Origin of the sequence: Halomonas salipaludis (assembly GCF_002286975.1) — a bacterium.
In the GTDB taxonomy this organism is placed as follows: Bacteria; Pseudomonadota; Gammaproteobacteria; order Pseudomonadales; family Halomonadaceae; genus Franzmannia; species Franzmannia salipaludis.
In genome coordinates, this window is record NZ_NSKB01000015.1 from 18821 (window position 1) to 38984 (window position 20164).

Here is a 20164-nt window from a genome sequence, read left to right on the forward strand (position 1 = left end):
CAATAGTCAGCCCACCCGGTCAGCGAGAACTTGTTATTTAAAATTATCAACATTGTCTAAAGTAACAATCTCAAACGGAATTTCGACTCGACTTTCAAATTCTTGACCTCTAACAATCTTCAAAGCCGTATCAAGAGAACCCTGAGCTTGACCTGTTGCGTTCTGAAATACAGTAACATCAAGGTCTCCGGACCCCAGCATAAAGAGACCATCTTGGGTGCCATCCACGCCCCCAACGACCACATCATCCATTGATATTCCAGCCGACTTCATTGCCATTATTGCGCCTATAGCCATTTCATCATTATTGGCAAATACAGCATCCGGAACAACACCAGAACTAACCCAGTTGGACATAACATCCATTGCAGGAGTACGCATCCATTCAGCCGTCTGCTCACCTAAAATATTTATGTTATTGCACTCGTCGGTATCAAGAACATCTCGAACTGCAGCTGTCCTACCACGCTGACCTGTTGTACCAAGCTGCCCCATCAAAATAACGGCATCACCTTTTCCGTTAAGTTGCTCGCATATATATGTAGCCTGGAGCTCTCCTGCCTGATATTCATTGGAGCCCACCCAAGCTTGTTTATCAGGAAAATCCTCCATGTTAGATGGCAACATGTTTACAAAAACCAGCGGAACATCACTTTCATCTGCAATCCTAGAAAAAGTTACTCCAGAATCAGCATCAACCAACATTGTAATGATGGCATCCACATCATTAGCAATAAAGTTTTGTATTTGAGATTGTTGGCGACCAATGGAGCCTTGAGCGTCTGAAACTTGGATAGAAACCTCATCCATAGTATCAGAATATGATTGCAAGCTGCGCCTCAAGTCGGTGAGAAAATTATCATCAAATCTTGACATGCTGACACCAATATTGATGTCCGCATGGGCCGAAACTGATACAAAAGAAGACAATGCCACTACTACAAAGCTGAGCTTTTTCATAATCCACCTCTATTACTATTGTTATTCCCGCAAAGCCTTACGATGCAGGATTGGCTCATGAACCCATAAGAATAAATGGTTTTCATGAAAGGTTTCTCCTGGTTCACACAAGAACCAAGAAGATCATAAGAGTTAAACAGCTAATGGAGTAAGCCAGGGTTGATTTGCATCTTCATGGCTATCCACTACCGCATCGACAAAAGCCACCCCTTTTAGCCCATCATAAGCGGTGGGTAGGTTTTGCCCGATCGGTCCGGGATCACGCCCGCTCTGTCGAGCAAGGATTGCTTCTGCAAAGCCCGCATACAGATTGGCAAAGGCTTCGAGGTAACCCTCTGGATGACCCGGCGGCGTGCGCGTGCGTACCTTGGCATCTTCGGACAGTTCCTCGGCACCACGTTTGATGATCAGGGTACGACCATCGAGCGAGGCCAGTACGAGTTCATTTGGTTGTTCCTGGAACCAAGACAAAGAGCCCTTCTCGCCAAAGACACGAAGTCGGACACCGTTGGAATTACCCAAAGCCACCTGCGATGACCACAGCAGGCCACGCGCTCCCCCCTCATAACGCAACATGACGTGAGCGTTATCATCTAGGGCTCGCCCCTCGACAAAGGTTGAGAGATCCGCGGTAAGGGATTTGAGCTTTAGGCCCGTCACGAACCCTGCGAGATGATAGGCATGCGTGCCGATATCGCCGATCGAGCCACCACGGCCATTCTTTTTAGGGTCGGTACGCCATGAAGCCTGTGCACTGCCCTGGTGCTCGATCGCGGTTGCCATCCACTCCAGCGGATATTCCACTTGTACGGTACGCACGCGTCCGATTTCGCCGTCCGCTACCCGCTTCCGTGCCTCATGCACCATCGGGTAACCCGAGTAGGTGTAGGTCACGCCGACAAAGCGTCCACTCTCGCGCGTGAGTTCCTCGAGCGCCACCGCATCTTCGAGCGTTGCCGTGATTGGCTTCTCGCAGATCACGTCGAAGCCCGCCTCAATGAAGGCGCGCGCGATCGGATAGTGCGTGAAGTTCGGCGTGCAGATGGCCACGGCATCGATCCGATCCTCACGCGCGAGTTCGGCGGCGACCATCTCCTTGTAATCGCCATAGCTGCGGTCGGGGTCGATACCCTGGGTCAGGGCAAAGGCCCGGCCACGCTCGGCGTCCACGTCGAAGGCACCGGCGACGAGCTGCCAGGCGCCGTCGAGACGCGACGAAATGCGGTGGATGTTGCCGATATAAGCACCCTGGCCACCGCCAACCATGCCAAGACGAAGGGGTCGTTGATAGCTCATTTGTCCTCCAGCCCGAGTATTGCCCGGTTGGCGCTACGATTGGCGCCGGATTTCACGAAGTCGTCAAAAGCACGACCCGAGACCCTGATGATGTGGTCGTCGATGAATCGCGCACCCTCGGCTGCTCCATCTTCGGGATTCTTGAGGAAGCATTCCCACTCCAGCACAGCCCAGCCGTCGTAGTCGTAGGTCGCAAACTTAGAAAAGATCGCGCCGAAGTCGACCTGGCCATCGCCCAGAGAACGGAAGCGCCCCGCGCGCTTGGACCAAGGCTGATAGCCGCCGTAAATACCCGACTTGCCATCGGGGCGGAACTCGGCATCCTTCACATGGAAGCATTTGATCCGGTCGTGGTAGTGGTCGATGAAAGCCAGGTAGTCGAGCTGCTGCAGCACGAAGTGCGACGGGTCGTACAGCATGTTCGCCCGGGGATGCGCCTTCACGCGATCGAGGAACATCTCCCAGGAGTGGCCGTCATGCAGATCTTCACAGGGGTGAATCTCGTAGCAGACATCCACGCCATGGGCGTCGAAATCGTCCAGTATCGGCATCCAGCGCTCGGCCAGTTCGCCGAAGGCCTCATCCACCAGGCCTTCGGGCCACTGTGGATAGGGGTACAGGTAGGGCCAGAGCAGCGAGCCGGAGAAGGTTACATGGCGATCTATGCCAAGGCGCTGCGAGGCACGGGCGGCGTAGCGTAGCTGCTCCTCGGCCCAGGCCCTGCGCGCCACCGGATTGCCGCGCACAAATTCGGGCGCGAAGCTGTCCATGATCTGGTCGTGAGCGGGGTGCACAGCAATAAGCTGTCCTGTAATGTGCGACGCCAGTTCGGTGATTTCAAGACCATGATCGGCCAACAAACCCTTCATCTCATCGCAATAGCTCTCGCTCTCTGCGGCCTGCTTCATGTCGATAAGGCGTGTATCCCAGGTCGGAATCTGCACGCCCTTGAAACCTTTGTCCGCGGCCCACTTGGCGAGTGACTCCAGAGAATTGTATGGCGCCTCATCGGCTGCGAATTGTGCCAGGTAAACACCTGGACCTTTGAGTGTCCGCATTCTTTTATTCCTCCAGTGCTTGGGCAGGCACGGGAGGCACCGCATCGTAGCCGCCCCAGACGGACTGGTCGAACTGGACTACTGCTCCGGTCATCATTCCGCTATCTGGTGAGGCCAGAAAAAGCACCGCGCGCGCCACTTCTTCCGGCTCCAGCAAGCGCCCGAACGGCAGAGTCGCTGAGATTTTTTCGAGCCAATTCGGGTCGCCAGATTCTCGCGCCTGCAACTCCTTTTCATTGTCGGACGCCATCCAGCCGATATCGAGCTGATTCACGCGAATCCGGTTGCGCATCAGCGCATAACCCGAATTTCGCGTCAGGCTGGCAAGCGCACCTTTGGAAGACGAGTAGGACGAAAGGAATGGTTGACCGGCACGCTCCGAGACGGAACCGATATTGATGATCGAGCCCTCGATTCCCTCTCGAATCATAATTTTCGCTGAATCCTGCATCAAGAAGAATGGTGCGCGCACATTGACCGCAAACATGCGGTCGAAGAGTTCGGGTGACGTATTAAGAAGATTGCCGCGATCCGTCAGGCCGGCAGCGTTCACGAGGATATCCACCCGACCGAAATAGCTATCGGCCTGTGAAATCACATTGCGGCAATCGTCTACGATGCCGAGATCTGCCTGCACGAATCGAACCTCGGTGCCAGTCTCACCGGTAATCGAGGAGGCGATGGCGTTACCCTTCTCGACACCACGGCCACAGATGATGATACCTGCAGCCCCGGCACGCGCGAAGAGACGGGCGACAGCGGCACCAAGCCCCTGAGTACCACCCGTTACAACACAAATTTTCCCATCGATGGCATTCATTATTGCAGTACCTCATAACCTGCGGCGGCCATTACACGCATCAACTCGCGATGCCCTTTCTCCGCCATTTGCAAAGGTGGATTGGCGACAGGGTCCTGCTCCGCTTCCACTACGAACCAGCCTTCATATCCCTTGTCTGCCAAGGACTTGACAATGTCTTCGAAATCTAGCGAGCCGTCACCGGGCACCGTGAAGGCCCCTTTGACGACTGCGTCAAGAAAACTCTCCTTGGTGCGGTCCAGTCCATTCAAGACATCCCCCCGGACATCCTTACAGTGCACCTGGTTAATGCGGCTATGGTACTTCTCGATGACGCGCAACGGGTCCCCGCCTGCAAACACCATGTGACCGGTATCGAACAACAGCGGCACGGTGGAGTGCTGCATGAAGATGTCGAGCTCCGCTTCGGTTTCGATTGCGGCCCCCATGTGGTGGTGGTAGGCGATTGGCATTCCCTGCTCCTCACACCAGTCGGAAAATTGCGATACCTTGCGCGCATAGGCGACGATCTCTTCCTCGGTGAGTTTCGGCTTTGTGGCCAGCGGTGCGCTCATTACGCCCTGGATTGAGCGCGCGGTCTCGCCGTAGACGATACATGGCGCTTTTGCGGCCTTGAAAAAAGCCAGTTGCTGGGCGATCCGCGCTTTTTCCTTCTCGATATCACCGTCGAGCAGAAGACCCGAGAACCAGCCGCCACAGACCGACATGCCGAAGGCATCAAGGATGGGGCCGAGTTCCCTCATGTCCATCGGGAAGCGACGGCCCGTTTCCATGCCGGTGAAGCCGGCCACCGACGCCTGTCGCAGGCACTCTTCGAGACTCACGTCATCCGAGAGAGCTTCGAGGTCGTCGTTCCACCACGCAATGGGAGCGATCCCAAGTTTAGCTTTCAGCATTCCTTAAATCCCCACTCGCCGCTTTGAACGGATGGCGTCGTGTGCTTTACGTGCCTCGCGCACACTCTCGTACGCCGACACCTCGGGCACGCCAACATCCCAATCCGCATCGCCCGGCACCCATGCATAAGCGTCGGAGACGATGCTAAGCACTGTGGTACGGTCGTTGTTCTGCGCCCACTCCATCGCCTCTTCCAGATCTTCGAGGCTTTCACATTTTCGCGCATAGGCGCCCATCGACTCCGCGTGCTTCACGAAGTCGACGTGGAGTGGGTTCTCGGGATTCTGGATCCGGCAGTCCTTGAGCAGGTTGTTGAAGCCTGGCACGCCCTTGAACTGCTGGAGGCGGTTGATGACCGCGTAACCGCCGTTGTCGCAGACGACGACGATCATTTTGTGGCCGGTAAGCACGGCGGAATAGATATCCGAGTTCATCATCATGTAGGTGCCATCGCCGATCATGACGATCGGAGTGCCACCGGCCGCGCCAGGCCCTTCCTGCGCCATCGCGCACCCCCAACCGGCAGCGATCTCATAGCCCATACAGCTGAACCCGAATTCGCAGTCGAAGGTGTTGGGGTTCTTGACCCGCCAACCCTTGATAATCTCGCCTGGGGTTCCGCCAGCTGCGCCGATCAGCGTATCGTTCGGGCGTGCCACCTTGTTGAGTACACCAATTACCTGCGCATAGGAGGGTATTGCCGCATTGGAGGGCGCCTGGTGCTCATCCAGCAGTGCATTCCATTCATCGAAGAGCCCTTTCGCTTTGGCCATATAGCTGGCCGGCATGGCGAAGTCGCCCAGCGCGGCGTCAAGCTCGGCAACAGTCTCAAGCGCGTCACCAACAACCGCGATCGCCCGGTGTTTGGTGGCATCCCAGCGGGCGGCATTGACCGAAATGAATTTTGCGTCCTTGGAGAAGGCGGTCCAGGAACCGGTGGTGAAGTCCTGCAGGCGCGTGCCGATGGCCAGGATGACATCTGCCTCGGCCGCCAACGCATTGGCCGAGGTCGAACCGACGATCCCGATGGGGCCAGCGAGAACCGGGTGATCGTGGGTCAGAGCGCCTTTGCCCGCAATGGTTTCCACCACGGGAATCCCGCGCTTCTCCGCGAATGCCGCCACCTCGTTCTCGGCGAGGGAATAACGCACGCCGCCCCCCGAAATGATCAACGGATTCTTAGCTGTCTTGAGCAGCGCGGCGGCTTCTTCTATCACCTTGCGATCTGGACGCGGACGCGGGATCGACCAGACCTTCGGCTCGAAGAAGGCTTCCGGGTAATCGAACGCCTTTTCCTGGGTATCTTGAGCCAGACCGATGAATACCGGACCACAGTCGGCCGGATCAAGCATCGTGGCAAGGGCCTGGGGCAGCGAGGTGATTACCTGTTCGGGGTGGGTGATGCGATCCCAATAGCGAACCACCGACTTGAAACTGTCGTTCACGGTCACAGTCGGATTGTTGAAGTGCTCGACCTGCTGGAGAACGGGATCGGGCAGTCGATTGGCAAAGGTATCGCCTGCAAGGAGCAGTACCGGCAGGCGGTTCGCCATCGCTGTACCCGCCGCAGTCACCATGTTGGTGGCACCTGGACCGATCGAAGTGGCCGCAATCATCGCTTGGCGGCGACGCTTGGCCTTAGCGAAGCCAACAGCGGCGAGTGCCATCGACTGTTCATTCTGCCCACGCCAGGTCGGCAATTGATCCTGAACGGCCTCGAGCGCTTCTGACAGGCAGGTCACGTTGCCATGACCGAAGATACCAAACACACCTGCGAATAGCGGTACGCGCTCGCCATCGATCTCTATGAACTGGTTGCTGAGGTATCGGACGATGGCCTGAGCCATAGTGCATCGGACGGTAGACATAGCTTCTCCTGTATACGTTCTGCTAGGCGCAAGCAGCCATAGCACTGGCTTGTTATCAGCAACACTATTGCAGAAATTTATTTTCTGCAATGTTAATTGCTGATGGCACGACTAAAGTGTAAGGTCAGCTGACGCTTGAGGGTTCGGAAACGGATAGGAAAGGAAAATACATCGAAAGATCAAAGCTTTATAAGATGACGGACAGAGCCTGTTCTTCATCGCCATCGGCCAGTACCAGAGCCACTCGCACAACGAGCAGCAATAGCTAGTCCTTGGGATGGCAACTCTTTATTCTGCGCCCGCCTACGCGTGAGGTGTAGTGGTCAAGTGTTTTTGGCCACTGAATTTTGAGCATTCCAGTAGTTCTTTTCTGCCGCATTCGGCGGCAGTCCATCGTTATGCTTATGCGGCCTGAAGCTGCTGTAATAACCGATCATATAATCAGTGACAGATTGCTTCGCCGCAGCAACACCGGGATAGCCAATTTCTGGCATCCATTCCGATTTCAGGCTCCTGAAGAAGCGCTCTGTCGGGGCGTTGTCCCAGCAATTCCCACGGCGACTGAGGCTCTGTGTCATCCGATAGCGCCAGAGCGTCTGTCGGAACGACAGGCTGGTATACTGGCAACCCTGGTCCGAATGAAACAGAATGTCAGCTGGCTCTCCACGCGATTCGTAGGCCATGGTCAGTGCCTTCTTCACCAGCTCTGTATTCGGAGACAAGGACAATGCCCAGCCTACGGGTTTACGGGCATACAAATCGATGACCACCGCCAGATAAGCCCATCGTGCCCCTGTCCAAAGATAGGTAATGTCGCCGGTCCATACCTGGTTCGGCTCCTTTACATCGAACTTTCGATCGAGAAAGTTCGGAATATCCAAGTGCGGCTGATCAGCCTTCTTGTAGGCATGGCTTGGCGGCTGTGTGCTGACCAGCTCCAGCTGCTTCATCCGCCTGCTGGCCCGGTAACGACTCAGCGGCGTGCCAGCCTGCGTGACCATTTTGGCGATGCTACGCGCGCCGGCAGAGCCGTTACTGATGGTATGCGCTTCGACAATCTGATCCAGCAGCTTCTGCTCAGTCTCAGAGGGCCTTCTGTCCCGGTCACGCCAGGCCCGGTAGCTGCTGCGATGCACCCCAAACACCTGACACAAGTGCTGCACCGCATAGCTCTCTTCAAGTCGCTCGATTATCGAGAATTGTTCAGCGAGTCCGACATCAAGAGAGCAGTAGCCTTTTTTAATATTTCCTTTTCGTCCTCCACCCGACGTAGCTTGCGCTTCAGCTCCTGAATCTCACGCTGTTCGGGCGTCAGAGCCTCACCTTTCAGCGGTGCCTTGCCTGCTCGCTCAGCCCGAAGCCTGCGTACCCAATACTCCATGGTGGATTTGCCAACACCCATGGCCTCACACGCCGCCTTCAGCGTGTAACCCTGATCGACCACGAGCTGGGCCGCCTCCAAGCGAAATTCCGGGCTGAACGTTCTCTTCTTCGTCATCATCTGCACCTGACTGTCTCTATGAGTAATCATACACTCAAAATCAGGTGGCCAGATTCACTATGCCACTACAAGCTGTCCGCGACACTATATGTGCCAATGGCATGGCATCAGGCAACTGCTTTAGAAGACGCTCAGTTGAAAGTCACGGGCGAATCGACATTAATGACTGCTGGAGAATCACTTCTGCTGGCCATTGGCTTTCCCCCCTCGTGTGCGGCGGGTGCGCTTGCGCTCGTTGCCGGTAACCGTCGCGATCTGGGGTGCCTCCTCATCCGGCTGGAGTATGGATGCCAAGGCGATCGCGATGCTCTGAGAAAGGCACATAGGCGCAGCCAGGGAGCGGGAAAAGGTGTATTCCTCTTCCGGAATGGTGAATAACACGGTCGAACCCTTGGCCAGAGGCGAGAGCTGACTGTCGGTAATGCCGACTACCGAAGCTCCTGCATCGTTCGCGATATCGGCTATGTTGATGACCTCTTTCGCGTAATGTCGGAACGCGATGGCGACCAACACATCGTCCGCCCCTATGGTTCTCGCCATTTCAGGGGCTAGGCCTCCCGCGGAATCGAGAAGCACTACACGCTGCTTCAACATCGTTAGCAGATAGCGGAGGAAGATGGCGATGGGTTCCGAGCGGAGCTGTCCAGAGATGTAAATCGTATCGGCATCTTTCAATAGCATGGCTGCCTGTTCGAGGCTTTCCGCGGCAACCGAGTTCAAAAGTTCCTGCAACGTAGCGATGTCCCGCACGACGAGGTCATGCATGAAACCGACGATACCGTGCTCGCGACTTTTTCGGATATCGGTTCCCAGGGCCTTGACACGCTCCTCATACCCGGGCGCAGCCGTCGCCAAACGGGACTGGAATACCGTCTGCATCTGCTTAAAACCGGAATAGCCGAAATTCTGCGCAAAACGAACCAAAACTGAGGGATGGACACTGCACTTGGCCGCAACCGAATTCACGGACTCCATCGCCACAATATTCGGGTTCTGCGTCACGTAACGTGCAACTTGCTTATAGCGCTCCGACAAATTTTCATATTGATTGGTAATTTCATTGACAATCCGCTCGTAATTTTCGGGCGGTGACAGGGGGTTAGAAGAAGAACTGCTTTTCTGGGACATAAGGTGACATCCATTAGAAATGAGCTTTCGATGGCTATAGTGGTATCATGAAGCACATGCAAGTGCCCAGCCCATCGTTGATCCGACCAAGAACACACATGCAACATCTGCTGCCATATGCCAATTTGCCTGTCAACTCTCCGGTCCCTGCGCATCCGCGCCATTTTGTGAATCACGCAGCCTCAGGACACCGGCATCCAGCAACCCTCCTTCGACGACCGCACAGCGGTATCGACTACCTTCTGGATTTCCCAGGCTTCACGGAAGTCCGGTCCTTCCGGGTCTTTGCCTCGAGCGATTGCCTGCAAAAACTCAGCAACCTCGATCGTCTTGAGATCATTGAACCCTAGCTGATGTCCCGGGGCCTTGCAGAAATACCCGTAGGGTGTGTGTTGCGGTCCTGCTTCGATACGCTGGTATCCCGAGTATTTCGGATCATTTCCGGCCTTGAAGTGTAACAGTTCATTAAAACGTTCCTGGGTAAAGGCCAGCGAGCCTTTCGAGCCGACTAACTCGAAGCCGAGTTGCATCTTGCGACCGGTAGCGACCCAGCTCGCCTCGATGGAACCCCGGCAGCCACGGGAGAACTGCACCGTCAAGCGCGCAATATCATCCAATTCGACCGCTCGCATCTCGCTCGCTCCAGACGCAATCGGCCGCTCCTTGATCACGGTTTCGAGATCTGCATAGAGGCCAGCTATCGGACCAAGCAGGAAACGTGCGATGCCGACGATGTGGCTGCCCAGGTCCGCGATGACGCCCGCTCCCCCGGACGGATCAAAGCGCCAGCTGTAGGGCAACCGAGGATCCGCCATATAGTCTTCGGCATGAATACCGCGAAAGCTGATGATTTCACCCAACTCTCCAGACTCCACCATCTGCCGCGCCAGTTTGAGCAACGGATTTTTAATATAATTGTAGCCAACCTGCGTCACCACACCCGCCGCTTCGGCCGCTTCCGTCATCGCCTGCGCATCGGCTGCAGTCGGCGCAATCGGCTTTTCGCAGTGCACATGCTTGCCCGCGGCGATCGCGGCCAACGCCTGCTCCCGATGCAGGGTGTTCGGTGTCGTGATCGAGACGACCTCCACCTCGGAATCGGCCACCAAGGCCTTCCAGTCGGTGGTACTGCGCTCGAAACCGTACTGGATACGCGCCCGTTCGAGTGCTTCCTGGTTGATATCGCCGATTACCTTGAGAACCGGGTTGAGGCTGCCTGGGTAGACCCCCGCGGCAGCACGATACGCCAATGCATGCGACTGGCCCATAAAACCAGTACCAATAATGCCAACACCTATATCACGCATTTTTCAAACCCCGTCGTTTATTACCGTTGTTGAAACCCCACCCGCTAGCAGCGCTTGGCAGTGCGAGTGCCGTGAGAACCAGTGGATATACTGCGACTATATCTCAATAGCACTCGCAAGAACTGTTGATAGGGTGCTGCCATGCCGGCGTTACACCTTGACGACTTTACCGGTGCGCACCGATTCCAGAGCGCAGTTCGCCAGGTGCAGTGCCTGGCGGCCGTCGTAGGGAGTCACAGGTACCGGTTTGCCGCTTCCAACCGCCCCAAAAAACGCTTCGAGCTCGGCTCGAAAGGCATCGTCGTAGCGCTCGAGGAAAAAGTTCAGTAGAGGATCGTGGACTTCGGTCTGATCCTGATTGTAGCGCCGCAACGTACTCGGCCGAAGGTTGTCATTGAGCAGCATGCCATTCGAGCCGAACACTTCCATCCTCTGATCGTAACCGTAAACGGCTTTGCGACTATTGTTGATGTGGCATTGCTTACCGGAAGCGGTACGCATTACGACCATGACGGTGTCATAGTCGTCGTATTTCTCGACTAGGTCCGGGCTTACCAGCCGGCTGGCAGTCGCCAACACCTCGGTGGGCTCTTCGCCTAGCAGCCAGCGCGCCATATCGAAGTCGTGGATGGTCATATCACGGAAGATACCACCTGAAGCCTGCACATAACCTTCCGGCGGCATACCGGGATCACGGCTGGTGATTACGACCTGATGCACATCGCCTATCTCGCCGGCGTCGATCGCCTGCCGCATGGCCGCCGCACTAGGATCGAAGCGACGATTGAAGGCGAGCATAACAGGCACGTCTTTGTCTTCGAGCTGCCTCAGCGCCTCATCCACTTTTGCAATGTCCAAGTCAACGGGTTTCTCGCACAGCACAGCCTTGCCCGCTTCGACCGCCTTGAGCATCAGGTGGACATGCGTATCGGTTGGGGTCCCAATAATCACAGCATCGATATCATCGCGAGCGATCACTTCGAGTGGGTCGGTAGCCGCTTCACAGCCTATCCGCTCGGCAAGCGACTTTGCGGCCTCTTCAAACGGGTCGACGACGACCACAAGCTGCGCGAGCCGACTGGCGGCGACAGCCGATGCGTGAACCTGCCCGATTCTTCCGGCGCCCAAAACAGCTGTACGAATCATGTGAAATCTCCATTGCTATTGCGTCACGCTACGGGCATGACAGCTTTGACCAAACCTGTATAAAGTCGTAACGACACATCCTCAAGAGAAGCCAACTTCCCTGGCATTGACCACCAATGCCGGATCTAGATCGCCGGAAAAACAGTTGAGAATATTCTCGACAGCGGCCACTGACATGCGCATCGCGGCTTCCTGCGTCAGCCCGGCCACGTGCGGGCTGAGCAGTAGCCGGGGGCAATCCAGTAGCGGATCACCAACCGCCGGTGGTTCATCGACGAGTACGTCGAGACCGGCACCGCCGAGTCGGCCAGCGTGCAGGGCATCGGACAGCGCCCGTTCGTCGATAATGCCGCCGCGGGCGGTATTAACAATGATTGCAGACGCTTTCATCCGCGCCAGCTCCGGCTGGCCGATCAGCGGCTTGCCATCTTTCAGCGGCATGTGCACCGAGAGAAAGTCCGCGTCGGGCAGAGAGGTGTCGATACTGGCGACAGGAGTACAACCCTGCTCCCGGATAAAGTCGTCGCTCTGGAAAGGATCGTATACGGCGACGTGCATGCCGAATGGCAGGGCCAGCTTGGCCACCCCCTGGCCAATACGCCCGAATCCCAGCAGTAGCAGTGTCCGACCGGCGAGCTCGACGGCTGAAAAAGCGTTGCGGCAACCCCAGTCCCCACTGCGGACGCCAGTGTCGTGATGAAGCGCCTGCTTGGCAACCGCGAGCATCATCATCAGCGTGTGCTCCGCGACTGAACAGGAATTTACGTCTCCGACGATAGCAAGTGGAATACCGCGTTCGTTGAGCGCCTTGACGTCGACGGAGTCATAGCCGACACCGTGGCGGGAAACGACTTTCAGGTTCTTGCCAAGCTCGACCTCTCCCGCCGTCATAGGCTGCGTGCGGATCAGAAGGCCGTCGGCCTTGTCGAGCAGCGGCGCATAGCTTTCCGTGCTCACCTCTTCGATTAGGTCGAAAGTCACGCCCGGTGCGTTGCGCAGCCGCTCAACGCCGGCGTCGTGAATCCTGCCAGCCACTAGAATATGCGGCATAGTTAGTACCCCCCCACTTCGTTGGACGTCGAGCCGCCAGCTTCGCCCCGAAGAGCGCGAACCTTGTCGACGCTCGCTTTAGCAGCCCCCACCAGCAGCCGGACGTCGTTGGACACCGTTACCAGGTCGAAGCCCCACTCGAGTGCGCGGGCGGCGTACTCCGGCGTTCCGTTGTGCAGGCAGGCGCGCAATCCCGCTTGCTGTGTACGGGTCATGATGTGCTTGATCGCCTCGATTATCTCCGGCTCTTCGCGGTCGAACCCGGTGCGGTACTGGCGCCCGGTCAATCCGAGGGTCAGATCGGCCGGACCGATATAAACCCCGTCCAGGCCCGGCGTCGCAACGATTTCATCGATGTTGGCAACCGCCTCCGCCGTCTCGATCATCGCGAAACACAGCATCTGGTCGTCCGCGTGCTGGCCATAGTCGGCGCCCGCAGAGAAGGTGACCCGGGTCGGACCAAAGCTGCGAGTACCGATCGGCGGATACCGCACATAGGACACCAGACGCGCCGCTTCTTCCGCATTGTTGATCATTGGACAGATAATGCCGTAGGCGCCAGCATCCAGCGCTTTCATCACCGAGCCCGGATCCAACCAAGGCACCCGTACCATGGGTGCCACGCCGCTCGCGCGCATCGCCTGCAACATGTTGGTACCGACTTCGTACCCCACGAGACCGTGCTGCATATCGATGGTGACGGCGTCATAGCCTTGCTCGGCCATGATCTCCGCTGTGAAGGGGCAGGCAATGGACAGCCAGCCGTTGATGACCTGACCACCCTCAGCCCAGATCTGTTTGATTCGATTGGGAACCATGTCGTACCTACCTCTAGACTGTAATTTGCGCGAGTTTGACATTGGTGTAGTCATGGATGCCTTCGGCACCGCCTTCACGCCCCATGCCGCTATCCTTGATGCCGCCGAAAGGCGCTTCGGCCGCCGCCAGCGCAAAGCTGTTGACCCCGACCATACCAGCCTCGAGCCGGGCCACGACTTCGCGCATGCGCGCCGGATCCCGGGTAAAGGCATAGGCCGCCAGACCAACGGGCAGCGAATTGGCGCGGGCATACACCTCCTCGGTGTCGCTGAACGCGGTGATAGCGGCGATAGGGCCGAAGTTCTCCTCGGCCATGGCCAGGGCATCGTCCGGCACGTCGGCGAGTACCGTCGGCTCGAAGAAATAGCCCGCGCCGATTCCCTCGGGGCGCTTGCCGCCGGTGACTACGCGCGCACCGCGACCGATGGCGTCGGAAACAACAGCTTCGATCGCATCAAGCCGCCGCTGGTTGATGAGGGGTCCCATCTGGGTCGTTTCGTCTAGCCCGCTGCCCAGCTTCAGCAGCTGCGCCCTTTGGGCGAAGCCTTCGACGAAACGGTCATAAAGGCTTTCGTGAACATAGAAACGGTCGGCCGTGACACAGACCTGCCCAGCGTTGGCGTATTTGGTGGGCACGCAGAGGTCGAGGACCTGCTCGAGGTCGGCATCTTCAAAAACGATGACCGGTGCGTTGCCGCCCAGCTCCATGCTGACGCGCTTGACGGTGTCGGCGGAGTCGCGAATCATCTGCTGACCGATCCGCGTCGAGCCGGTCAATGAAATCTTGCGCACCACCGGCGAGGCCAGGACCGGATCGTAGGTGCTGCTCGTCGGACCGACGACGAGATTCACGACGCCCTTGGGGAGTCCCGCCTTGCGGAGGCATTCGAACAGCACCATCGCCGTGCCCGGCACCTCGCTCGATGGCCGCACGATCACCGCGCAGCCCGCCGCCAGGGCCGGCGCCACCTTGCGGGCGATCAACACGGCCGGAAAGTTCCAGGCGGTAAAGGCACCGACGACACCCACGGGTTCGTGGTGGACTTCGATACGCCCGCCCGGCACGCGGCTTTCTACGATGCGACCGTAAAGACGACGGGCTTCCTCGGCGTACCAGCGGAATTGGTCGATGGACAGGACCCACTCCCGGCCGGCCTGTACCAGCGGCTTGCCGGTTTCCAGGGAGATGCGATGCGCCGCCTCGTCGGCTGCCGCCACCATCTGATCCGCCACGGCATGCAGCAGATCGGCCCGGTTCCAGGCGGCAGTTGCGCGCCACGTCTCGAACCCTGCCGCCGCAGCCTCGATGGCCGCCTCCGTATCCTCGAAGGACGCCGCCTGAACGTCGCCCAAGACTTCAGCAGTGACGGGATTGAGTACCGAGATGACGGTATCGCTGCTCCCTTTGCGCCATTCACCGTCGATGAAAAGTCCGTAGTTGTTGTACATAGCGTGGAGGCTCTCCTGAGTGTGATTACCTGGGAGCACCGGCATTCGGCCCGCCGCCCCTTCCGATTTCTCCGGTAACGCGTACCAGCTGACCGGGCCGCCCCCGATCACCTGACTACGTCCGCAGTTCCATGGCAGCACGATAGCGCCACCGCAGCTTTAATTGCAAATAATTTTTTAATGCAACTATGATTGCACAATCGGTTCGGGCACCCGACTGTCGGCCGCAAAGCTTCGTCTGCCCGAAGGCGCGTCGACGCGACCCGGAGCCTCGGCGTCAGCCCAGGCAACCTGCGCCCCTGGCCGGCAGTCCCACGCCACGGGACCAAGCTGCCAGGCGATCGGCGCGCAACTGCAATTTTAGTTGCAATTTCAGTTGACCTGCAATTTTAGACGCAATATGCTTTCTCGTCATAGCAGATCGCCGCGCAGCATGAGCATCTGATTTCCGTCCGACACCCTGCAGTCCCCAAACCCGAGCTACGCGATCTCAGTTCGATATCGGCAGGCGCAGAATGAAAAGCGGCGTACTTCAACGGCACGGCTCTACGCTGACACTCACTTTGATTCGAGGTACCGATATGCCAAACACAATCAATCATTTCGTAAACGGAGAAGAGAGAACTGGCCGGGGCACGCGTACCAGCCCGGTGTTCAATCCCGCTACTGGCGAACAGTCCGGCGCCGTGACGCTGGCCACCACGGAAGAAGTACGGGACGTCGTGGAAGTCGCCAAGAAGGCCTTCCCCGCCTGGTCCACCACGACCCCGTTACGACGCGCCCGAATCCTCAACCGTTTCCTGCGTATCCTGGAAGAACGCACGGATGAACTGGCAGCCGTGATCACCGCTGAGCACGGCAAGGTCCTGTCCGACGCCAAAGGCGAAATTCAGCGCGGCATGGAAGTCGTCGAGTTTGCGGTGGGCGCACCGCAACTGCTCAAGGGTGAAGTCACCGAGAACGTCGGCACCCGAGTCGACAGCCATGCATTGCGGCAGCCGCTGGGTATCGTCGCCGGCATCACCCCCTTTAATTTCCCGGTGATGGTGCCGATGTGGATGTTCCCGGTCGCCCTGGCCTGTGGCAACTGCTTCATCCTGAAGCCCTCTGAGCGTGATCCGTCCGCATCGCTGCTGATTGCCGAATGGCTCAAGGAGGCGGGCCTGCCCGACGGCGTTTTCAACGTGGTCCAGGGAGACAAGGAATCGGTCAACGCACTGCTGAACGATCCGGACATCGCCGCAATCAGCTTCGTCGGTTCGACGCCGATCGCTCGTTACATCTACGAAACCGCCGCGCGCACCGGCAAGCGCTGCCAGGCGCTGGGCGGTGCCAAGAACCACATGATCATCATGCCGGACGCCGATCTCGACCAGGCCGTCGATGCGCTGATGGGAGCGGCCTACGGTTCCGCCGGCGAGCGCTGCATGGCGATCTCCGTCGCGGTTCCGGTGGGTAGGCAAACCGCCGACGCCCTGGTCGCCAAGCTCGAGGCACGGCTGCGGGAGCTCAAGGTGGGCCCCGGTACCGATACCGCCGCGGAAATGGGGCCGCTGGTCACACGCGAACACCTCGAACGCGTGCGCGGTTATATCGACTCCGGCGTCGAGGAAGGCGCCAAGCTAGTCATCGATGGCCGGGATCACAAGGTCGCTGGGCACGAAAACGGCTATTTCATCGGCGGTACGCTGTTCGACCACGTCACGACCGATATGAAGATCTACAAGGAAGAGATCTTCGGCCCGGTCCTGGCCGTCGCACGCGCAGATTCCTACGAAACCGCTGCGCGCTGGATCAACGAACACGAATTCGGCAACGGCACCGCGATCTTCACCCGTGACGGCGATGCCGCCCGTGAATTCGCCCACCAGATCCAGGTCGGGATGGTCGGCGTCAACGTGCCGATTCCGGTACCGATGGCCTTCCACTCTTTCGGTGGCTGGAAAGCTTCGCTCTTCGGCGACCACCATATGCACGGCCCAGAAGGCGTTCGCTTCTATACCAAGCTGAAAACCATTACCTCGCGTTGGCCGACCGGCATCCGCTCCGGCGCGGACTTCGTCATGCCGACCATGCAGTAACCAAAGTACGGCTCTTGCAGACGTCGAAGTCTGCGCATTATGCGGCCCTTTGGCCGTGTCGATATCGCAACAGTATCGGCAGGTATTGGCCCGGTGAACGTCAACTGCCGGGGCAATACTTTTTTGCAGTTCACAAGACCACATAGTCCCAATGGCAGCCAGCTAGATAATCCTATTCCAATACTGATGCGTTGGCCCAGCGACAATTCCTAAATATCAAATCAACGGAGAGGGGAGCAGTTATGGAAAACGATCAAAACTTCCCCACCAACCTCGATACTGGTCCGTCGGTCAGCTACCTAACCCTAGAATGTCACAAAGTTGCTGACACTTTCGTTCGCAACGAAGGAGAATCTTATGAGCGCAAACTATGTTGTAGGAACTATCGGTCGCCGCCTCCGACTGGGCGTTGTAGGCGGTGGCCCAGGCTCATTTATCGGTTCAATACATCGGGGTGCCGCACTGATGAACGAGCAGTACGAGGTTATCGCCGCCGTTCTCTCATCCGACGCGGCGCGGTCCACTGCTTACGCAGCCGCCCTAGGAATCCCTCGCGGCTACGACTCAGCACGGGAGATGATCGAAGCGGAAACCGCCCGCGAAGACGGCATCGACGTCATCGCCATCATGACGCCTAACAATAGTCACTATGAAATAGCACGTCTGGCCCTAGAAAGCGGCCTGCACGTGATCTGCGAGAAACCTCTTACCAACCATTACCACGAAGCCATAAGCCTGGCCGCACTAGTCAACCAAACTGGATTGCAGTTCTGTGTGGCTTACGGCTATGCGGGGTATCCCATGGTCCGCCAGGCAAAGGCAATGGTCGAGGCCGGGGATCTCGGTGAAATTAGAATGATTCAATGCAATTACGTTCAGGGGCATTTGGCCGAGATGGCCGAAGACGAAAAAAATGGTACCAACTGGCACATGCTCCCTGAAGTCGCCGGTGAAAACCTGATCGTCGCTGATATCGGCACGCACTGTTACCACCTCTGCTCCTATGTCACAGGCATGCAGCCCGAACAGTTGAGTGCAGATAGCTGCACGATGGTACCGGGCCGCACCGCAACCGACTACACCAGTATTCAGTTGAGGTACGCCAATGGGGCTCGCGGCTCCCTATGGGTGACCCAGGCCGCAGCAGGGGCGGAGCATGGACTTTATCTGCGCGTGTTTGGCAGCAAAGGCGGCATCGAATGGCATCAGGAGTACCCCAACGAACTGCTCTTCCGCAGCCTGGACCAGCCTGCTCAGGTGTTTACCAAAGGTGGGCCGGGCCTATACGAGAGCGCCAAACATGCCAGCGCAGTCCCAATCGGGCATCCGGAGGGCTATCGCGAGGCTTTCGCCACCCTTTATCGCGACTTCGCAGAAGCTGTCACAGATGCGCTGACAGCCCAGGCGTCACCGAAAGATCCCCTGCTATTCCCGCAAATCGAGGACGGCGTACAGGGCGTGAGATTCATAGAAGCCGCCGAGGAGTCAAATCGCGGCAATGGATTCTGGGTTCAGGTCATTCCGAAGTACGACTATTCGATGATATAGCGCATTATCAGTCCGAGTTTGTCCCTCCTTGGCCTGAGACGCATACACTGCCTGTCGGTATAAGGCTGTCTGACATACTGACTCTATAGCTATGGAGATGTCGATTTCCAAGGGGAACAGACCGAAGGCCCCGACACATGCCACCTTGAGTCCGGTACTGCTGAAGTTGCTCAGGGCCAGCCAGGCGTCATCGAAACCGAAGGTCAACGTTCAGCCGTTAGCCTCAATCGATTTCAACCACGACGCCGACCACATCACACCCGCGTGAGCGACGGCTTGGTCAAGGTGATGGTCTGGTACAACATCGAGTGGGCTTCTAGAATCGCATACTCTTCTCCACCCTGGCGATGCTGGCCGCTGACGTCGGCAGCGCCGCCCCCCAGGGGAAGCTGCCAGCACTGACGCTCCACCCCATGCGGTATCATGACGCCGGAGCACCGCCATGGGGCGGTATCGTCGTATTCATTCGTCCCATTCAAGGAAGTACCATGTCGCTCCCCGACTACTCCTGGCTGGCCTGGACCCTCATCGTGGTGTCCACTTACCTGACCGGTGTCTCCAAGGGTGGATTCGCCGGAGGCTTCGGCACACTCTCGGTGCCGCTGATGGCGCTTGCTATCGGCCCCGTAGAGGCGGCCGGCTTGCTGCTACCGCTGCTTCTGGTGATGGATGGTTTCACGGTGAAGGCCTGGTGGGGGCATCACAACCGTCTCGAGGTGCGTCACTTGCTCCCAGGGTTGGTCATCGGGGTGATCATCGGCACCCTGCTGATTGGTCGCTTGGACGAGGATGGCGTCCGCCTGCTGCTGGGCGTGATCTCCTTGCTGTTCGCGGCCTACATGCTGTTCAAGCCCTCGGCGGGCCGCCCCATCACGACTCGCTGGGCACTGCCGGCCGGTGCTGGCTGCGGCTTCACCAGCTTCCTGGCGCATGCCGGGGCGCCACCGCTCAACCTCTACCTGGTTCCCCGGCGGCTGAGCAAGGAGGCGTTCATCGCCACCAGTTCGATCCTCTTCGCAGCGCTCAACCTGATGAAGCTGCCGCCCTACCTGTGGCTCGGAGAGATCAACCTGACCAGTGCCGGGGGATCGCTGGTGCTGGTACCGGTGGCCTGGGCCGGGGTGCACAGCGGCCTGTGGCTACAGCACCGGGTCAGCGAGCGCCTCTTCTACCGTCTGGTGATTCTGGTCATGGCCATCGTCGGCGTGCAGTTGCTGGTCAAGGCACTGGGGTGAG

Annotated in this window: 17 protein-coding genes; 3 read left to right on the forward strand and 14 right to left on the reverse strand. The window is 57.9% G+C overall.

Annotation, left to right across the window (positions count from 1 at the left end):
* Window positions 1-33: 33 nt before the first annotated feature.
* The 13 genes from CK498_RS24305 to CK498_RS24365 form a co-directional block, all read right to left on the reverse strand.
* Window positions 34-960, reverse strand: coding sequence for a substrate-binding domain-containing protein (locus tag CK498_RS24305; RefSeq protein WP_095623433.1), 927 nt, complete (start codon window positions 958-960; stop codon window positions 34-36).
* A gap of 132 nt (window positions 961-1092) precedes the next feature.
* Complete coding sequence (locus tag CK498_RS24310) at window positions 1093-2256, reverse strand: Gfo/Idh/MocA family protein (protein WP_172118823.1); 1164 nt, start codon at window positions 2254-2256, stop codon at window positions 1093-1095.
* On the reverse strand, window positions 2253-3314 hold the full coding sequence (locus tag CK498_RS24315; protein ID WP_095623435.1) for a sugar phosphate isomerase/epimerase family protein: 1062 nt from the start codon (window positions 3312-3314) through the stop codon (window positions 2253-2255). Before CK498_RS24315 ends, CK498_RS24310 begins: the two co-directional genes overlap by 4 nt.
* 4 nt (window positions 3315-3318) lie before the next feature.
* Window positions 3319-4134: an SDR family oxidoreductase gene (locus CK498_RS24320; RefSeq protein WP_095623436.1), complete on the reverse strand. Its 816-nt coding sequence runs from the start codon at window positions 4132-4134 to the stop codon at window positions 3319-3321.
* A complete protein-coding gene (gene iolE / locus CK498_RS24325) occupies window positions 4134-5030 on the reverse strand; it encodes a myo-inosose-2 dehydratase (RefSeq protein WP_216658133.1) in 897 nt (298 codons plus the stop codon). The genes CK498_RS24320 and iolE overlap by 1 nt, the downstream gene beginning before the upstream one ends.
* A gap of 3 nt (window positions 5031-5033) precedes the next feature.
* Complete coding sequence (gene iolD, locus CK498_RS24330; protein ID WP_095623437.1) at window positions 5034-6899, reverse strand: 3D-(3,5/4)-trihydroxycyclohexane-1,2-dione acylhydrolase (decyclizing); 1866 nt, start codon at window positions 6897-6899, stop codon at window positions 5034-5036.
* Between the two features lie 323 nt (window positions 6900-7222).
* Window positions 7223-8397, reverse strand: a protein-coding gene (locus CK498_RS24335) for an IS3 family transposase (RefSeq protein WP_229359207.1) whose coding sequence is annotated in 2 segments (ribosomal slippage) — window positions 7223-8142 and window positions 8142-8397 — 1176 coding nt in all. Because the reading frame shifts where the segments join, the coding sequence is not laid out codon by codon here.
* 180 nt (window positions 8398-8577) lie between these two features.
* Entirely contained in the window at window positions 8578-9528 is a 951-nt protein-coding gene (locus CK498_RS24340; protein WP_095623438.1) for a MurR/RpiR family transcriptional regulator, read from the reverse strand.
* Between the two features lie 182 nt (window positions 9529-9710).
* The gene (locus CK498_RS24345) at window positions 9711-10835 is read right to left on the reverse strand and encodes a Gfo/Idh/MocA family protein (protein ID WP_095623439.1); all 1125 of its coding nucleotides are present in this window, start codon (window positions 10833-10835) and stop codon (window positions 9711-9713) included.
* A 150-nt stretch (window positions 10836-10985) separates the two neighbouring features.
* A complete protein-coding gene (gene iolG / locus CK498_RS24350) occupies window positions 10986-11981 on the reverse strand; it encodes an inositol 2-dehydrogenase (protein ID WP_095623440.1) in 996 nt (331 codons plus the stop codon).
* An 81-nt stretch (window positions 11982-12062) separates the two neighbouring features.
* The gene (locus CK498_RS24355) at window positions 12063-13031 is read right to left on the reverse strand and encodes a hydroxyacid dehydrogenase (RefSeq protein ID WP_095623441.1); all 969 of its coding nucleotides are present in this window, start codon (window positions 13029-13031) and stop codon (window positions 12063-12065) included.
* A gap of 2 nt (window positions 13032-13033) precedes the next feature.
* Window positions 13034-13849, reverse strand: coding sequence for an HpcH/HpaI aldolase family protein (locus CK498_RS24360; protein WP_095623442.1), 816 nt, complete (start codon window positions 13847-13849; stop codon window positions 13034-13036).
* 13 nt (window positions 13850-13862) lie between these two features.
* A complete protein-coding gene (locus CK498_RS24365; protein ID WP_095623443.1) occupies window positions 13863-15299 on the reverse strand; it encodes an NAD-dependent succinate-semialdehyde dehydrogenase in 1437 nt (478 codons plus the stop codon).
* A gap of 581 nt (window positions 15300-15880) precedes the next feature.
* Between CK498_RS24365 and CK498_RS24370 the strand changes: the two genes are divergently transcribed.
* Both CK498_RS24370 and CK498_RS24375 read left to right on the forward strand, forming a co-directional pair.
* The gene (locus CK498_RS24370; RefSeq protein WP_095623444.1) at window positions 15881-17380 is read left to right on the forward strand and encodes a CoA-acylating methylmalonate-semialdehyde dehydrogenase; all 1500 of its coding nucleotides are present in this window, start codon (window positions 15881-15883) and stop codon (window positions 17378-17380) included.
* 357 nt (window positions 17381-17737) lie between these two features.
* On the forward strand, window positions 17738-18928 hold the full coding sequence (locus CK498_RS24375; protein WP_095623445.1) for a Gfo/Idh/MocA family protein: 1191 nt from the start codon (window positions 17738-17740) through the stop codon (window positions 18926-18928).
* A gap of 254 nt (window positions 18929-19182) precedes the next feature.
* Here the strand turns inward: CK498_RS24375 and CK498_RS26285 are convergent, their stop codons facing one another.
* Window positions 19183-19353 (reverse strand): hypothetical protein, encoded by a 171-nt coding sequence (locus tag CK498_RS26285; protein WP_176475898.1) that lies wholly within the window; start codon window positions 19351-19353, stop codon window positions 19183-19185.
* A gap of 63 nt (window positions 19354-19416) precedes the next feature.
* Here CK498_RS26285 and CK498_RS24385 point away from each other — a divergent pair, with 63 nt between their 5' ends.
* Window positions 19417-20163 (forward strand): sulfite exporter TauE/SafE family protein, encoded by a 747-nt coding sequence (locus tag CK498_RS24385; RefSeq protein ID WP_095623447.1) that lies wholly within the window; start codon window positions 19417-19419, stop codon window positions 20161-20163.
* Window position 20164: the final 1 nt, after the last annotated feature.

Coding starts and splice junctions, on each gene's coding strand:
- CK498_RS24320 (WP_095623436.1), bottom strand. CDS start 4,134: ATGAATGCCATCGATGGGAAAATTTGTGTTGTAACGGGTGGTACTCAG.
- iolE (WP_216658133.1), bottom strand. CDS start 5,030: ATGCTGAAAGCTAAACTTGGGATCGCTCCCATTGCGTGGTGGAACGAC.
- CK498_RS24360 (WP_095623442.1), bottom strand. CDS start 13,849: ATGGTTCCCAATCGAATCAAACAGATCTGGGCTGAGGGTGGTCAGGTC.
- CK498_RS24385 (WP_095623447.1), top strand. CDS start 19,417: ATGTCGCTCCCCGACTACTCCTGGCTGGCCTGGACCCTCATCGTGGTG.
- CK498_RS24310 (WP_172118823.1), bottom strand. CDS start 2,256: ATGAGCTATCAACGACCCCTTCGTCTTGGCATGGTTGGCGGTGGCCAG.
- CK498_RS24340 (WP_095623438.1), bottom strand. CDS start 9,528: ATGTCCCAGAAAAGCAGTTCTTCTTCTAACCCCCTGTCACCGCCCGAA.
- CK498_RS24345 (WP_095623439.1), bottom strand. CDS start 10,835: ATGCGTGATATAGGTGTTGGCATTATTGGTACTGGTTTTATGGGCCAG.
- CK498_RS24370 (WP_095623444.1), top strand. CDS start 15,881: ATGCCAAACACAATCAATCATTTCGTAAACGGAGAAGAGAGAACTGGC.
- CK498_RS24315 (WP_095623435.1), bottom strand. CDS start 3,314: ATGCGGACACTCAAAGGTCCAGGTGTTTACCTGGCACAATTCGCAGCC.
- iolG (WP_095623440.1), bottom strand. CDS start 11,981: ATGATTCGTACAGCTGTTTTGGGCGCCGGAAGAATCGGGCAGGTTCAC.
- CK498_RS26285 (WP_176475898.1), bottom strand. CDS start 19,353: ATGATACCGCATGGGGTGGAGCGTCAGTGCTGGCAGCTTCCCCTGGGG.
- iolD (WP_095623437.1), bottom strand. CDS start 6,899: ATGTCTACCGTCCGATGCACTATGGCTCAGGCCATCGTCCGATACCTC.
- CK498_RS24355 (WP_095623441.1), bottom strand. CDS start 13,031: ATGCCGCATATTCTAGTGGCTGGCAGGATTCACGACGCCGGCGTTGAG.
- CK498_RS24305 (WP_095623433.1), bottom strand. CDS start 960: ATGAAAAAGCTCAGCTTTGTAGTAGTGGCATTGTCTTCTTTTGTATCA.
- CK498_RS24375 (WP_095623445.1), top strand. CDS start 17,738: ATGAGCGCAAACTATGTTGTAGGAACTATCGGTCGCCGCCTCCGACTG.
- CK498_RS24365 (WP_095623443.1), bottom strand. CDS start 15,299: ATGTACAACAACTACGGACTTTTCATCGACGGTGAATGGCGCAAAGGG.